Origin of the sequence: Rothia terrae, from assembly GCF_012396615.1 — a bacterium.
In the GTDB taxonomy this organism is placed as follows: Bacteria; Actinomycetota; Actinomycetes; order Actinomycetales; family Micrococcaceae; genus Rothia; species Rothia terrae.
The window spans coordinates 102,693-118,210 of the sequence record NZ_JAAXPV010000005.1 but is presented as its reverse complement, the minus strand read 5'-3'; the positions used below and the strand labels follow the sequence as shown (position 1 = coordinate 118,210).

Genomic DNA, 15,518 nt, shown 5'->3' with positions numbered 1-15,518 from the left:
GACCAGAACCTATGTCTTCTGTAGCCTCCCCCGCGCGCACCTTCAGGCGCTGGCTCATCGCAGTCCTCACAGGCGTCCTCACCCTTCTAACAGCAGCTCCCGCAGCAAATGCTTACCCTGACGGCCCCTGGATTGTTCCCAACAAACCCTACGTAACCACCGGCCAGTGGGTACCGGTCAACAACATCACCATCGGCGACCTCGCAGACCCCAACGTCTACGCAGAAAACGGCACCTACTACGCCTATGGAACCACCGGCGGCGGACGCAACGTACCGCTGATTACCTCCAAAGACCTCAAAAACTGGACCACCAACCAGCGTTACACCCCGCCAAAGACCAGCCCCGACGGACGTCAGGTTCTCAACGCTGGCGACTACTACTACAATGACGCCCTCGCACTCCCCGGCAAATGGGCAATGCGCCAGGGTTCATGCAACACCTCAGTTTCAGGGTGCTACGACATCTGGGCGCCCTCCGTTGAAAAGGCAGCAAACGGCAAGTACGTAATGGCGTACGCAGCACGCACCACCTCAACAGTGAACGGCGTCAACCGCTTCTGCATTGGTCTAGCTCAAGGCGATAAGCCCACCGGCCCCTTCTTCGACACCTCATCAACACCTTTCGTCTGCTCAGACGATCCCGCCGGCGCCATCGACCCCGACCTCTACAAGGACGCCGACGGCAAGCTCTACCTCTACTGGAAGAACGAGGGCAACGCATCCAAAGCCACCAAGACCAACCTCTGGGTGCGCGAGCTTAACTCCTCGGGCACCGGCTGGGCAGCAGGCTCAACACAGCGTAGCTTGCTCGAAACCAGCGTCATGAAAAAGACCGGCACCTGGGACACCCAAACCTGGGAAGAAACCGTGATTGAAAATCCCTCCATGGTTCAGTGGCAGGGCAAGCACTATCTCTTCTACTCCGGTAGCCAGTACTCAACTCTTGACTACCGCACCGGCTACGCAGAATGTGACAGCGCAACCGGCCCCTGCCGACGCGTCAGCCACACCCCCGTGCTTTCTAACGATGCGACCTGGGGCTTAGGCGGCCCCGGCGGCTCCAACGCGTTTGTGGACGCATCCGGCCAGCTTCGCCTAGCAACCGCAGCATGGCGCTTTGAGCGCGCAGGCTACGAAACCCGCGCCGACGGCAACTGCCAGGCAGAAGCAGTCTTCTTCGAAAACTCCACCGCCTGCGTTAGCAATCAGCGTTTCTTGCACATCGGAACCCTGCAAAAGTTCGGACCGAACGGCCTGCTCGCAGCGCCCAAGAAGAGCGAATTCGCGTGGTCTGCCAGTGTAAAACAACCAGCTCCTGTATCTTTCATTGACTTCAAAGCAGGTGACACTTTCTACAACGAAACCATGTGGCTAGCACACACTGGTGTCACCGCTGGCTGGTCAATCCCGGCAGGACGTCAGTACCGTCCCCTCGCCAACGTTGAAAGAGGGGCTATGGCTGCATTCATGTATCGCCTCGCGGGATCACCCAAGTTCACACCGCCCGCCCAGTCACCGTTTAGCGACGTTCCCACCAACCACGTCTTCTACAAAGAAATCACTTGGCTGAAGTCCGTGGGAATCACCACAGGTTATCGCGATGGCACCTTCCGTCCAGAAGATGCCATTAACCGTGAGTCCATGGCGGCTTTCATGTATCGCGCAGCGGGCAGCCCCGCCACCAACAGCACAAGTGGCTTCCCTGACACTCGTACCTCTGAATTTCAAAAAGAAATTGCATGGATCAAAGATCAGAGTGTGACACGCGGTTACGGTGACGGCACTTTCCGCCCCGGTGATCCCGTCACTCGCGACGTCATGGCTGCATTCATGTACCGACTCACCCAAAAGACCCCGCTTATGGCAAAGCCCTGGCCCGGTGCATAATCTAGCGGACGCGTAGCCCAGCCGGCACGCGTCCTGCTCGCCTCCGCTCATCCCGCATAGTGGCAAGGTGACCACGAAAGCGTCAAAATATACCCATTTTTCGGAGTATTTTGACGCTTTTGTGGTCACTACGCGGTTAAGCCCGCGCGTCCTCTCGAACCTCGCGGCGACGATCCATGACCGTAAAGAACAAGCCGGCTGCCAGCATCAGGAAGATCGCGCTAAACGCCGCGATGAAACCAATGTTCCAGTGATAACCAGCCTCAACCAGTCCGAACATGATGCTGGGAATAAGCGCCGTACCAACAGCGGTGCCCATACGCTGACCGAGCGACATCACCGCGCCGGCAACACCGCTCACCTCCGGCGGCATGGATTTAAGCGTCAGCGTCTGGTTGGGCGAAATCGTCAGACCGCCGCCGATGCCCAGCAAAGACAGCGGGAAGGCAAGCGTCCACACCGGCAAAGTGCCGTTATCAACCCAGGTAATCAGCACGAGAGTGGACGCGATAGCGAGCATGGAAAAGCTAAAGCCAACAAGCATCATGCGGCGGCCAGCGGCCAACACGCGCTTGCCAGCCCACGGCGCGGCGAAAGCAGATAGAAGCGCCGATGGCACGCCAATAAGTGCAGCCAGCAGGGCACTACCGTGCAGGTGCGACTGCACATAAATCGGGATAACCAGCCACACGCTCGTATTGCCCAAGAAGTAGAGGGTCACAATCAAAATGCCGTTGCGGAAAGCAGGTTCTTTGAGCAGATCCATGTCAAGCATCGGCGGTTTACCTGCACGCTTGTAGCGGTTTTCCCACCACACGAAGAAGAGAACCAGTACGATGCCCGCCGCCAGGATGACCCAGCTTGCCGGTGTGAAGGTGCGTTGCACGAAAGGCAGTAGCAGCGCGAACGTCGCAACCGCAAGGGAGACCATGCCCACGGGGTCAAGATCCAGACGCTTGCGAACAGGGGTAGCGGACGCTGTTGTGGCGGTATCTTTGGTAGCTGCCAGTTGCGCGCGGTCAGCGGGAATCCAGCGCAAAGCCAGAATGATACCTAGCAGACCGATAGGCACGTTGAGCAAGAACATCATGCGCCAGCCCAGTGAATCGCCAAAGATTTTAAGCAAGAATCCGCCCAGCACCGGACCGACAATCACGGCGAGCGCCACCGTGGTTCCGAACATTCCGTACGCGCGGGCGCGAGATTGCCCCGAGAAGTTCTGCTGAATGATGCCGGTTGTTTGCGGGTTCAAAAAGCCTGCGCCGAGGCCTTGCAGGATGCGTGCGGCGATGAGAAGCGCGGCGTTAGGGGCGAGGCCGCTGAGCAAAGAGCCCACGGTGAAGAAAGCGATGCCGATGATAAAGACGCGGCGGCGGCCCGTCGCGTCCCCGATGCGTCCGGCGGCAACCAGCGGCACACCAAAAGCTAGCGCGTAACCCGAGACAACCCACTGCGTTTGGCTTGATGATGCGCCCAGCGAACTGCCGATGGGAGTAAGCGCCACGTTGACAACAGACACCGCGACAAGTGCCATAAACAGCGGGATGAGTAGGGCAAATAAAAGTTTCTTAGGATGCGTTTGCGCGTTAGGCGGCACAGTCTTCCTCGTTTCGTTTGGATGGCGGGCTCGGGTATTTACATCCTTGGCAAGGGTATACCTCTTGCTTGATGAGCAAAACAGTAATGAGAGCAAAACCCTCAAAATCGTGCGTCGAATGCACGGTTATGAGGGTTAGGGGTTGTCGATGATGCGGTTCTGCGCAGGTGACCACGTTTGCTTCATAGTGACCACGAAACTCTCAAAGTACACCGTTTTTTGAGGTGTTTTTGAGAGTTTTGTGGTCACAGTGCAACTTTTGTAGTCTCCCCGGGTAGTCGGGTAGGACGCCGGTGGTTGCGGGGTGCAACAAGCTGCCTGCGAGTAGCCGGGCGGCGGACGCGCGTCCTACTTAACCTTCTGCCCGAAGACGTGGCGTCGTACCCAGGCGTGCATGGCCACAGCAGCGGCAGACGCGGCGTTCATGGACCGCGTCGAACCGAACTGCTCGATTGATAGGGTAGCCTGCGCTGCCTCATGAATTTCAGGGGAAAGACCGGGGCCTTCCTGCCCAAAAACCAGCACGCACTTTTCGGGAAGGTCGTAGGTTTCAAGCTGCTGGGAATCCGGGAAGATATCAATACCAATCACGGCAACGCCCTCGGATTCAGCCCACGCCAAAAAGTCTTCAATCGTGGGGTGGTGACGCACGTGCTGGTAACGATCGGTCACCATAGCGCCGCGTCGATTCCAGCGCTTCTTACCAATAATGTGCACTTCTTTCGCCAGAAACGCGTTGGCGGTGCGCACCACGGTGCCAATGTTCAGATCGTGCTGCCAGTTCTCAATTGCCACATGAAACTCATGACGCTGCGTGTCGAGGTCAGCGATAATCGCGTCCATGCTCCAGTAGCGGTACTTATCAACCACGTTGCGGCGGTCGCCCTCACGCAAAAGCTCCTCATCCCAGTGGTCACCTGAAGGCCACTCGCCCTCCCAAGGGCCAACACCAATCACGTGGTTAGCCTCAGCAGAAGTCTTCTCCGATGCCTCTGCCACGGCCTCACCGGGAACCTGCTCGGCGCTTGCCTGTGCTTCGACGGACTGCTGCGCCGCGTCCTGCTCAAAATTTTCTGAATTCATAACCCTCACCCAAAAGTAAAAACGCCACCGATAAGTTTACCGGCAGCGTTCTCACTCAAGAATTTTCTTTAATCGAGACCGAGGTCGTCCTTGGAGTACGCGTAGAAGCAGGGGACGCCCGCAACTTCTTCGATGTGCTCCTTAGCGCCGGTTGCGCGGTCAACGATGACGGCAACGGCAACCACTTCTGCGCCCGCCTTCTTCAGCGCTTCAACAGCGGTCAGCGCGGAACCGCCGGTGGTTGAGGTGTCTTCAACGGCGACGACGCGGCGTCCTTCAACTGAGGGGCCTTCAACCTGGCGACCCATACCGTAGGACTTCTGCGCTTTACGCACTACAAAAGTGTCGATAGCGCGGTTCTGGTCGCCTGCGGTGCGCATAATCGCGTGACCTACGGGGTCAGCGCCCATGGTGAGGCCGCCGGCAGCGTCGAACTCGATGCCGTTCTGATCAAGCAGGTCAAGCATGACCTGACCTACCAGGCGTGATGCCTCGTGGTGCAGAGTAATGCGGCGCAGGTCAACGTAGTAGTCAGCTTCTTTGCCGGACGCGAGGGTCACCTTGCCGCGCACCACAGCGAGTTCTGAGATCAGCTGGCGCAGGCGTTCGCGTGCTTCTTCAATGGGGAGAGTTTCAGAGAGGTTAGTCATGTTTTCTAGTGTAGTGGGTAGCACAGGTGTTTTTCATGACGCCAAGACCGCCACTTTAACCCGGGTTTTGGGCAGAAATCGGGGTCAAAGTGGCATCTCGGAGGGGTTGGCAGGTCAGTCAGTAGGCGTAGCATGGAAAACATGAATCCTTTTAAGAAAGACCCCACCGAGACCACCGGTCAGAAACTTACCCGCCTAGGAATGGGTGCAGGCCTGACTTTCATGGGTGCTTTGCACTTCAAAAAAGACTCCGTGCCGTCGTTCGCATCCATCGTTCCGCCGTGGATGCCCGGTAAACCCGAAACCACGGTATACGCATCCGGCGTGGCTGAACTTGCTCTGGGCCTGAGTATGCTGACTGCACCGAGCGCACGACGCGCATCCGGACTCGGCGCCGCCACTCTGTTCGCAGCGGTCTTTCCCGCCAATGTCTACCAATACACCGAGCGCATTGATGTTCCCGGACTCCTAGACACTGACGCCAAGCGCCTGCGCCGCCTGCCCATGCAGATTCCGATGATCGCCGGGGCACTGTACGTGGCAAAGAAGTAGCACCCCCGTTTTGTGCACTGTTTCTTTCCGCGTACACCGATTATCCGTGTACAAAGAGAGAAAGGGTGTGCGAAACGGCCCGGTCACCTAGTACGCGGCGACCTTCCCCACCCCAGGCGGCAGGGCGGCGCGCAATTTGGTGACCATCTCGTCATACTCTGCGTCCGGATCTGAGTCAGCCACGATTGCGCCGCCCGCGCTAAGCGTGACCTCGCCGGACGCGGCAACCACCAGCGTCCTAATCACAATAGAAAGATTCACCGCACCGGACTCTGAGAAAAAACCCAGTGCGCCCGAGTAGACGCCGCGAGCACGCCCCTCCAGGCGGTCGATGATGTCCATGGTCGATGGTTTAGGTGCTCCCGTCATGGAGCCACCGGGAAAACACGCCAGCACAGCATCAACCGGATGAACATCGGGACGCACTAATGAGCGCACTGTAGAAACCAGCTGGTGAACGGTCGAGTACGATTCCACACCCATGAGCACGGGTACTTGCACAGAATCCGAATAGCTCACCCGCGATAAATCATTACGCAGCAGATCCACGATCATGAGGTTTTCGGCGCGGGTTTTGGGGTCATTTTTCAGCCAGGTGGCGCGGCGAGCATCCTCTGCCGGATCAGTAAAACGTGCGATGGTTCCCTTGATGGGCTTGGTTTCTGCGCGCCCGGCGGGGCTAATAGACAAAAATCGCTCGGGTGATGAACTGAGAATATAGAAGTCATTGCAGTGCACAAACGCCGCATAAGGGGCGGCATTGTGCTGACGCTGGGCGAGGTAGATGGCAAGAGCGTCTTCTTTGCTCACGGACGCGGACGCTTGTGCACGGGTCTGTGCGGTGAGGCAGATTTCGTAGCTGTTGCCTTCATAGATTTCGCGTTGGCACTCGCGAACGTCGGCGGTGTAGCTCTCGCGCGTAGGCACAGCAAAAACCAATTCTGACAAGGGGTTTTGTTGACTTGAAGTCGCGGCGTTGTCGTTTGATTCCGCAAACGTCCGCAGAACTGTCTCAATTTCATCGAGCCACTGAGAATCACCTACCAGCCAGTTTGTGCCTGTATGGTGGTCGTGAATCATGTAGCGCACCGCCTGCATCCACAGGGCATCGGGGGTGGAGGCATGATGAGTCACTGGCGAGGCAGGCTCAGTGTGTGCACGGAATTCATAGCCAAAGTACCCCACGTAGCCTCCCAGTAAAGCCTGCGAAAGCTCAGCGGGAGCGTCCACTACCTTCGGTGCGAATGAAAGAAAAGTGCGGAGCGTTTGCGCAACGTTGCCGGTACTGCGCGAGATTTCTTTACCTGTACCGTCAAATTCATAGGTAGCATGCGCCCCCGGAACCTCATGACTGTAGAACTCGCTGACATTCGCATCAAGCAAAATCGTTGCCTCATCAGGCACAACACCCATGTACGAGTAGCGTGACATGGGTGATTCTTCGCGCGCAGAGTCTAACCAAAACGAATATGCAGAAACCGACGAAATCAGCCGGTAAGCATTCGCGCAGTCAATCTCTACATCAAGGACGCGCGTATGCAACTGGGCGCCGCGGCTGTTGGGGTAATCGGAATCGAAAGGAAAATCAGTTGAGCTGTAGGACTCGTACATCACGCCGTTGCTGGAATAGCCATCGTTGAACTTCACTCACAAATTCTAACCATACGGACGCCATCTGTATCCCGACGTTCTGAAAAGGCGCAGTGAAGGGTATAAAAAATCCTCGCCCGCTCCTTGAACTCATGTGAGAAGAAGCATGACGAGGAAAAGTAGCCACCAGAATATATTAACCGGTTCGAGCGCAGGTTGCCTTGTGCAAGAGCGCACTGTCCCCAAAGTGTGGTGACAACTAATCGAAAATCGCGAGAAGGTAGGGAGGGACCTTTTTTAGATAAAAACGGTCCCTCCCTACCCTTTCGCACCACATAAAAGGTAGCCTAACGCACCTGCGGGGTTTCGCCGTTTTCTGAAACCATGGGCAGTTCGGCATCCTGCCATGCGCCCATGCCACCGATAACGTTGATCGCGTCAAAACCGTACTGGTTCAGGTAGGCTGCGGCGCGCAGTGAGCGTCCACCGGCACGGCAAATAACGTAAACGTCTTCGTCTAGCGGAACTTCACCGTAACGCTCAGGAACTTCACCCAGCGGCAAGTGCTGTGCCCCCTCAATGTGACCTTCTTGCCACTCGTAGTCCTCACGCACATCCAAGATCTTTGCGTCTGAAGGAATCTGGTCAACAGTTACCTGGGGAATATCTTCGTTCATGATTGAAAGTCCTTTCGTTAGCTTTATCGATTTCAGCTTAGACAGGATGGTTCACGGCTCACAAGCTGTTCAGCCGGTATCGAAATCAAAGACGCGGGTTTGCTGTCGCTACGCTTTTAGCGCAGAGCTTTCTGAGGTTAGCTCTTTGACGAACCAGCATAGGCGACTACAGTTAATAAAAAGCACGCTTATAAAAGCGTGCGCTGATTCAAAGGAGGTTGCCATGAGCACCTACGCACTGACCAACGCCAACACCGGTGAAGTTGAGAAGACTTTTGATTCGCTGAAGTCCAGCGACATTCCCGGCATCATCGATGCAGCACACGAGGCTTACCTCTCCTGGAAGACCAACTCCGTAGAAGAGCGCGCCAAGATTCTCTCGGCAGCTTCCAAGGGCTTCGACGCTCGCAAGGACGAACTTGCTGAGATTATCGGACGCGAAATGGGTAAGCCGCGCGAAGAGGCACTGGCAGAAATCCAGCTCGTAGTGGATATCTTCAACTGGTACGCAACCGAAGGCCCGGCGCACCTTGAAGATTCACCTCTCAACGCTGAAGGCGCACCCGTAAACTTCGTGCGTCACGACCCGCTGGGCATCCTGCTGGGCGTCATGCCGTGGAACTTCCCCTACTACCAGCTAGCACGCTTTGCAGCACCCAACCTGCTGGTGGGCAACACTATTCTCATGAAGCAAGCATCTATCTGCCCCGTTTCATCAGCAGCTTTCGAAGAAGTTCTACTGGACGCTGGTCTGACCAAGGGCGCCTACCAGAACCTCTACCTCAACACCGAGGACGTCAAGCAGATCATGGAAGACTTCCGTGTGAAGGGCGCATCCGTCACCGGTTCAGAGCGTGCCGGTGTTGCGGTTGCCGAGCTAGCAGCACAGAACCTCAAGAAGTCTGTCATGGAGCTCGGCGGCAACGACCCCGCCATCGTCCTATCCGATGTTGACAACGTTGGCAAGGTAGCTGAAACCCTCGCGGGTTTGCGTTTCTCCAACGCAGGTCAGGTCTGCACCTCACCCAAGCGCATCATCGTGGTTGAGGATATCTACGACGAGTTCGTTGAGGCAGCCAAGACCGCTGTTGAAAACTTTGTGGTGGGCGATGCCGATGACCCCAAGACTCAGATGGGCCCGTTGTCCTCAGAATCAGCACGTGATGACGCTGTAGAGCGCATCGAGCAGGCAGTCAAGGACGGCGCAACCCTGCACGTAGGCGGCAAGAAGCTGGACCGCCCCGGCTGGTTCATGAGCCCCGCGCTGCTCACCGACGTTGACTTTGACGACGACCTCTCATGCAACGAGCTCTTTGGCCCTGCACTGGTTGTCTACAAGGTCAAGGACGAGGCAGCAGCCATCAAGTTCGCCAACGCCAGCGAGTACGGCCTACAGGCATCCGTATGGACCGCCGATATGGACCACGGCCTTGAAGTAGCCGACCAGATTGAAGCAGGCATGGTGCTGGTCAACGAACACGTTGTCACCCAGGCTGATTTGCCGTTCGGCGGCATCAACAAGTCAGGTTACGGACGCGAGCTCACCCAATGGGGCCTGCTCGAGTTCACCAACGAGAAGCTGATTCGCGGAACCAAGCTCAGCTAACCTTGCTTGCTCGTATCAAGGGCTGCCGCGAAAGGGAACCAGCTAGCTTACGCGGCCATCAGGACGCCGGAGCCAGCAGCCTCCCCTAACCGCCAGCCCCGAGCCAGCTACTAGATCCGACGTCCTTCTCGTCGCTGACCCGGCGTTTTTATGTGAACCGGCGGTAGCCAACCGCCGGTTCACGCGTTTTAAGCCGGTTCAAGGCATGAACGGATGCGAGTGAGCAGGACGCCCGTACGCGCCAGCTGGCTCGGGGCTGGCGTGAATCGTGGGCGAGCGCCCCGCGCGAGACCACAAGAGGGACTGCTGGCGCGAGGGGTGTCCTGCTTTTACCTGGCTGACCTCTGGCGCGAGGGGCGTCTTGGCTCCGCGTCACCACCCCGCCCACCCGCGTCCACAATTAGGCTTAATACAGGCAATGCTCACCCACGTATCAGGGTTGTCGGGCTAGTCTTAAAGTATGTCTAATCGTGCCGGCACTGTTGCCACCCCAGAAGATCTTGTTGATATTGATGCGCTGATCAGCGCTTATTACGACCTCACTCCCGAGATGTCAGACCCTGCACAGCGTGTAGCGTTTGGTACCTCCGGTCACCGCGGTAGCTCGTTCAAGAGCTCCTTTAATGACGCTCACATTGCCGCTATTTCGCAGGCGATTGCTGAGTACCGTAAGGGTCAGGGGATTACTGGTCCGCTCTTCATGGGTAAAGACACCCACGCTCTTTCTGGCCCCGCACAGGATACCGCGCTGGAGGTTCTGGCGGCTAATGGCGTCACCGTTCTGCTGGATGCAGCTGACGGTTTTGTGCCCACTCCCGCGCTATCTCGCGCGATTATTGTGCACAACGCCAACCCCGCGAACACCGCGCAGGCTGACGGCATCGTGATTACCCCTAGCCACAACCCGCCTGCTGACGGTGGCTTCAAGTACAACCCTCCTCACGGCGGCCCGGCTGACTCTGATGCAACCGGTTGGATCGCTAATCGCGCTAACGAGTTGCTGGAAGGTGGCAACAAGGACGTCGTGCGTCTGTCGCTTGAGAAAGCTCAGGCCGCTGAGACCACCGGTACCTACGACTACCTGGGCTCCTATGTTGACGAACTCGGTGACGTCATCGATATGGAGGCTATCGCGTCCTCCGGCCTGAAGATTGGCGCGGACCCCATGGGTAGCGCGTCCGTGGCTTACTGGCAACGTATTGCCGAGCAGTACAAGCTCAACATGGACGTTGTGAACCCGCAGGTTGACCCGCAGTGGGCGTTCATGACTTTGGATTGGGATGAGAAAATCCGCATGGACTGCTCCTCACCCAACGCGATGGCGTCCTTGATTGCTAACCGCGACAAGTACGATATCGCCACCGGTAACGATGCCGACTCAGACCGCCACGGTATTGTCACCCCCGATCACGGTCTGATGAACCCCAACCACTACCTGGCAACCGCTATCGATTATCTCTACCGCAACCGCACCGGCTGGGCGCAGGACGCTGGCGTGGGCAAGACCCTGGTGTCATCGTCGATTATCGACCGTGTGGCTGACTCTTTGGGTCGCGCGCTGGTTGAGGTTCCCGTGGGCTTTAAGTACTTTGTGGACGGCTTGAGCAATGGAACCATAGGTTTTGGTGGCGAGGAGTCTGCTGGCGCGTCCTTCTTGATGCGCGATGGCAAGGTGTGGACCACCGACAAGGACGGCATCATCCTGGCCCTGCTGGCATCCGAGATGACCGCTGTTACCGGCAAGACCCCGTCGCAGCGTTACGCTGAGCTCACCCGCTCCTTCGGTGACCCCGCCTACGCCCGTGTGGACGCTGCCGCCACCCGCGAGCAGAAGGCAAAGCTGAGCAAGCTATCGCCTGCGGACGTCACCGCGTCCGAACTTGCCGGTGAGACCATCACCGCCAAGCTGACCGAGGCACCGGGTAACGGCGCGTCCATCGGCGGTCTAAAGGTGACTACCGAGAGCGCCTGGTTCGCGGCTCGCCCCTCTGGCACCGAGGATGTCTACAAAATTTACGCTGAATCCTTCAAGGGCGCTGACCACCTAGCGCAGGTTCAGAAGGAAGCGAAGGCACTGGTGGACGGCGTCATAGCCTAACGTCTAGGACGCCCGCGCCGAGAATGCAGTTTAACCCGGTTTTTTACTCAAAATCCGGGTTAAACTGCACTTTCGACGTTTAAGCCGGTGTTTTCACAAAGAGAAACTGGCTTTCCAGCGGGTGCATGTACAGATCATCGCACCTGTACCCGCGTAGCCACGGCACATCGTCGACCACCCGCAGGTAGAAGCCTTTGGGAAATTCGTCATCATCAGAGAGCACAGGAGTCGCCACGTCCACTGCACCTTGCGGCGTGGAGTTTCTCCGCCGACCAACCATGTATCTCTACCTTCATGTCATCTCACCATGTTAAAAATTGTCGCGCTTTATCCTATTTAAAGTAATTTATCCCACACCCCCTGAATTCTATGTGCCGCACGACACCCCTATAAAACCGCGTCATGACGCGGTTTACACCCCATTTAAAGTGAATTTTTATTCATACCCACGTGAATAAATATTTGTGCTTAAGGAGTAAACTCACACACAAACAAACATGCGCCCGCACACATACACACGGACGCTTACTTCGGCATATAGAGAATCTCATGGCATCAGTCTCCGAGAGCGCACAGGCAACCCCGCCTAACGCTCAGCACAACAGCGAGGGCAAGACCTTCTTCGGCCACCCCCGCATGCTCGCAAACCTCTTCTCAGTAGAAATGTGGGAACGCTTCTCGTACTACGGTATGCAGGGCATTATGATTTACTACCTCTACTACTCTGTCACCGAGAGTGGTCTAGGTATTGATCAAACAGCCGCAACCGGCATTATCGGTGCATACGGCGGCATGGTCTACTTGCTAGCTATCGTTGGCGGCTTTGTGGGTGACCGCATTCTAGGTCCTGAACGTACCTTGTTCTATTCAGCGCTATTGATTATGGCCGGTCACATTGGCCTAGCTGTCATCCCGGGCGTAGCTGGCGTTGTTGTCGGCCTCATTCTTGTTGCATTAGGTTCAGGTGGCCTGAAGACTAACGCATCAGCTCTAGTCGGATCGCTCTACAGCCGCACCGATGAACGTCGCGATGCTGGCTTCACCATCTTCTACATGGGTGTCAACATCGGCTCACTCTTTGGCCCGATCCTTACAGGCTGGGGCTGGAATCGCTGGGGTTTCCACGCTGGCTTCTTGATGGCTGCAATCGGCATGGCAATTGGTCTGACCCAGTACGCCCTGACTCGCAAAAACCTTCCCGCGTCAGCACATGAACTTTCCTCACCCCTCTCCTCGAGCGAGAAAAAGAAGTACTCACTGTTGGCAGTAGCAATTCTTGCCATCGTAGTCATTCTTGTTTTGACTGGCCTTATCACCCCTACCAATTTGGCAAGCTGGGTAATGGCATTTATTTTCATTGGGGCGATTGTCCTTTTCACCTTGATGCTGCGCGATAAGCAGATTACCCCTGAAGAACACTCACGCGTGGTCTCATTCATCCCCATGTGGATTGGTAACGCGGTTTTCTGGGCACTCTACCAGCAGCAGTTTACCGTGATGGCGGTTTATTCAGATACCCGCCTAAACTGGCATATCTTGGGCATGGAACTTACCCCTAACTTGGTGAACTCCATTAACCCAATCTTCATCATCATCTTTGCACCGCTGTTCTCTATTATGTGGACCCGCCTAGGCTCACGCCAGCCCGGTTCAGTGTCAAAATTCTCGCTGGGTATCATCGGCGTAGGCATCGCATTCCTCATCTTCCTCACCCAGGCAGGCAACATGAGCGTGAACGTTGGATGGATTGTGCTTATCCTCTTCGTGTGCACCTTGGCAGAGCTTTCGATCTCACCGGTCGGTTCCTCACTCTCAACCAAGCTTGCACCCGCGCGTCACCGCGTAAACATGGTGGCACTGTACTTCACTTCAGTAGCACTGGGTACTGTACTTGCAGGCTGGCTAGGTAAGTTCTACTCGCTAGAAACTGAAGTTCCCTACTTCCTGTGGTTGGGTATCGGCACCATCATCGTCGGCTTCATCTTGTGGAGCCTTAACAAGTGGATTACCCGCAAGATGGCAGGCGTTCGCTAAGTCCTCTTTGACCCGCGAGGGGTCCCTTATCGTTCAAAATCAGACGATTTTTGAATGATAGGTGACCCCTGGCGGTGTTTAAGGAGGTTCTGGGATTGAACTCTCCCACCCGTTAAGTTCGTTTAATCTCATTAAAATTGTTCGCCTAGACGAATAATTAACGATAAGCTGTTCTCGCGCGCACCAAAACCCCAAAAAGTTCTACCGAGAGACACTTTTGATGCCACTACCCACAGAAACACCGCCGCGAAAAACATTTAGGTTTATCGACCTTCCCACCGAGAGCTGCACCGGCCTGGTCTACTTCTCCAGCGCATCCGAAAACACCAAAAGATTCGTGGAAAGACTGGGCAGGCCGGCCACCCGCATCCCGCTAGCCCCGCGCGCAGAGGGAATGATCCGCGTCCACAAACCCTACGTGCTGGTGGTGCCCACCTACGGCAGTGGACGCGTTGCCAAGGCCGTGCCGCCGCAAGTCATCGCTTTTCTCAAGGACCCCGTCAACAGGTCGCTGATGCGAGGCGTCATCTCATCGGGCAACACTAACTTTGGCGCCGACTTTTGCCTGACAGGCAGCGTCATCTCACGCAAATGCAAAGTGCCACAGCTCTACCCCTTTGAACTGCTCGGCACTCAGGACGATGTACGCACTGTTACCCGCTGACTTACCGAATTTTGGACCAACATTTCAGGGGAATCACTATGAGCACGCAACCAAACACCCGCATCCACGACATTTCGATTACCCCGCCGGGGTTCGCGCACAACCAAGCCCTGCCGCTACGCCCCATCAATTGGAACAAACCGCAAGACCCCATAGATTTAGAAGTCTGGAACCGCCTCACCGCCAACTTTTGGCTACCCGAAAAAGTGCCGCTGTCTAACGACCTTGCAGATTGGAACAGGCTTTCTAAAACCGAGCGGACGCTCACCATGCGCGTCTTCACCGGTCTTACCCTGCTCGATACTCTGCAGGCAAGCGTCGGTGAAATCAGCCAGATTCAGGACGCTCAAACCGAGCACGAAGAAGCCGTCTACACCAACATTGCTTTTATGCAGGCGGTCCATGCGCGTTCGTACTCACCGGTGTTTTCCACGCTTTCTTACACTGCTGAGATTGATCGCGCCTACCGCTGGGCTGTTGAGAATCAGGTACTGCAAACGCGCGCCAAGAAAGTTCTAGTGCACTACTTTGGCGATGACCCGTTCAAACGGAAGATAGCGTCCACTCTGCTTTCCTCTCTTTTGCTGTATGCGGGCTTCTACTTGCCACTGCACTTTTCGGCGCACGCGCAGCTCACTAATACGGCGGATATGATCCGCCTAATTCTGCGCGACAAAGCAATTCACGGCTACTATTCGGGGTATAAATTCCAGCAAAAACTCAAGACGCTCACGACCGAACAACAAGAGAAATTGCGCGTTTTTACCCTTGAATTTCTGCAAGAGCTCTACGAGCTTGAACTGGAATATTCAGGGGAGCTGTACGAGCCATTTGGGCTCATGGATGATGTTGCCACTTTTGTTCGCTACAACGCCAACAAGGCGCTGATGAACCTGGGTTACGACAACTATTTTGACGCTGAGCAGACGCGCGTGAAACCGGAGATTCTGGCGGCACTGGCCCCCCGGTGCGGATGAGAACCATGACTTTTTCTCGGGCTCCGGCTGCTCGTACATCATCGGCAAGGTCGAAGAAACGGACGAGGCGGACTGGGACTTCTAACCCCGCATTTTCTGGT

General features: G+C 56.2%; 12 protein-coding genes and 1 pseudogene. 7 read left to right on the top strand and 6 right to left on the bottom strand.

Annotated elements, in window-relative coordinates:
• Window positions 1-11: 11 nt before the first annotated feature.
• Window positions 12-1,889, top strand: a complete 1,878-nt coding sequence (locus HF984_RS04335; protein WP_168614451.1) for a family 43 glycosylhydrolase — start codon at window positions 12-14, stop codon at window positions 1,887-1,889.
• A 136-nt stretch (window positions 1,890-2,025) separates the two neighbouring features.
• On the opposite strand, the gene HF984_RS04330 is transcribed toward HF984_RS04335, so the two are convergent.
• From HF984_RS04330 to pyrE, 3 genes are all read right to left on the bottom strand, one after another.
• On the bottom strand, window positions 2,026-3,486 hold the full coding sequence (locus HF984_RS04330) for an MFS transporter (RefSeq protein WP_210729571.1): 1,461 nt from the start codon (window positions 3,484-3,486) through the stop codon (window positions 2,026-2,028).
• Between the two features lie 348 nt (window positions 3,487-3,834).
• Window positions 3,835-4,569, bottom strand: a complete 735-nt coding sequence (locus tag HF984_RS04325; protein WP_168614450.1) for an RNA methyltransferase — start codon at window positions 4,567-4,569, stop codon at window positions 3,835-3,837.
• 68 nt (window positions 4,570-4,637) lie between these two features.
• Window positions 4,638-5,219, bottom strand: coding sequence for an orotate phosphoribosyltransferase (gene pyrE / locus HF984_RS04320; protein WP_168614449.1), 582 nt, complete (start codon window positions 5,217-5,219; stop codon window positions 4,638-4,640).
• Between the two features lie 141 nt (window positions 5,220-5,360).
• On the opposite strand from pyrE, the gene HF984_RS04315 reads away from it, so the two are divergent.
• The gene (locus tag HF984_RS04315; protein ID WP_168614448.1) at window positions 5,361-5,771 is read left to right on the top strand and encodes a DoxX family protein; all 411 of its coding nucleotides are present in this window, start codon (window positions 5,361-5,363) and stop codon (window positions 5,769-5,771) included.
• 87 nt (window positions 5,772-5,858) lie between these two features.
• On the opposite strand, the gene pabB is transcribed toward HF984_RS04315, so the two are convergent.
• Complete coding sequence (gene pabB, locus HF984_RS04310) at window positions 5,859-7,418, bottom strand: aminodeoxychorismate synthase component I (protein ID WP_343947474.1); 1,560 nt, start codon at window positions 7,416-7,418, stop codon at window positions 5,859-5,861.
• Window positions 7,419-7,708: 290 nt separating this feature from the next.
• On the bottom strand, window positions 7,709-8,038 hold the full coding sequence (locus tag HF984_RS04305; protein WP_168614447.1) for a rhodanese-like domain-containing protein: 330 nt from the start codon (window positions 8,036-8,038) through the stop codon (window positions 7,709-7,711).
• 223 nt (window positions 8,039-8,261) lie between these two features.
• On the opposite strand from HF984_RS04305, the gene HF984_RS04300 reads away from it, so the two are divergent.
• Both HF984_RS04300 and pgm read left to right on the top strand, forming a co-directional pair.
• Window positions 8,262-9,644, top strand: a complete 1,383-nt coding sequence (locus HF984_RS04300) for an NAD-dependent succinate-semialdehyde dehydrogenase (RefSeq protein WP_168614446.1) — start codon at window positions 8,262-8,264, stop codon at window positions 9,642-9,644.
• 460 nt (window positions 9,645-10,104) lie between these two features.
• Entirely contained in the window at window positions 10,105-11,742 is a 1,638-nt protein-coding gene (pgm, locus tag HF984_RS04295) for a phosphoglucomutase (alpha-D-glucose-1,6-bisphosphate-dependent) (RefSeq protein WP_168614445.1), read from the top strand.
• Between the two features lie 79 nt (window positions 11,743-11,821).
• Here pgm and HF984_RS04290 read toward each other — a convergent pair whose 3' ends face one another.
• Window positions 11,822-11,977: a hypothetical protein gene (locus HF984_RS04290; RefSeq protein ID WP_168614358.1), complete on the bottom strand. Its 156-nt coding sequence runs from the start codon at window positions 11,975-11,977 to the stop codon at window positions 11,822-11,824.
• Window positions 11,978-12,291: 314 nt separating this feature from the next.
• Here HF984_RS04290 and HF984_RS04285 point away from each other — a divergent pair, with 314 nt between their 5' ends.
• From HF984_RS04285 to nrdF, 3 genes and pseudogenes are all read left to right on the top strand, one after another.
• Window positions 12,292-13,776: a peptide MFS transporter gene (locus tag HF984_RS04285; protein WP_168614444.1), complete on the top strand. Its 1,485-nt coding sequence runs from the start codon at window positions 12,292-12,294 to the stop codon at window positions 13,774-13,776.
• Window positions 13,777-13,996: 220 nt separating this feature from the next.
• Window positions 13,997-14,440: a class Ib ribonucleoside-diphosphate reductase assembly flavoprotein NrdI gene (nrdI, locus tag HF984_RS04280; RefSeq protein WP_168614443.1), complete on the top strand. Its 444-nt coding sequence runs from the start codon at window positions 13,997-13,999 to the stop codon at window positions 14,438-14,440.
• A gap of 38 nt (window positions 14,441-14,478) precedes the next feature.
• Window positions 14,479-15,502, top strand: a pseudogene (nrdF, locus tag HF984_RS04275) (class 1b ribonucleoside-diphosphate reductase subunit beta).
• Window positions 15,503-15,518 lie beyond the last annotated feature (16 nt).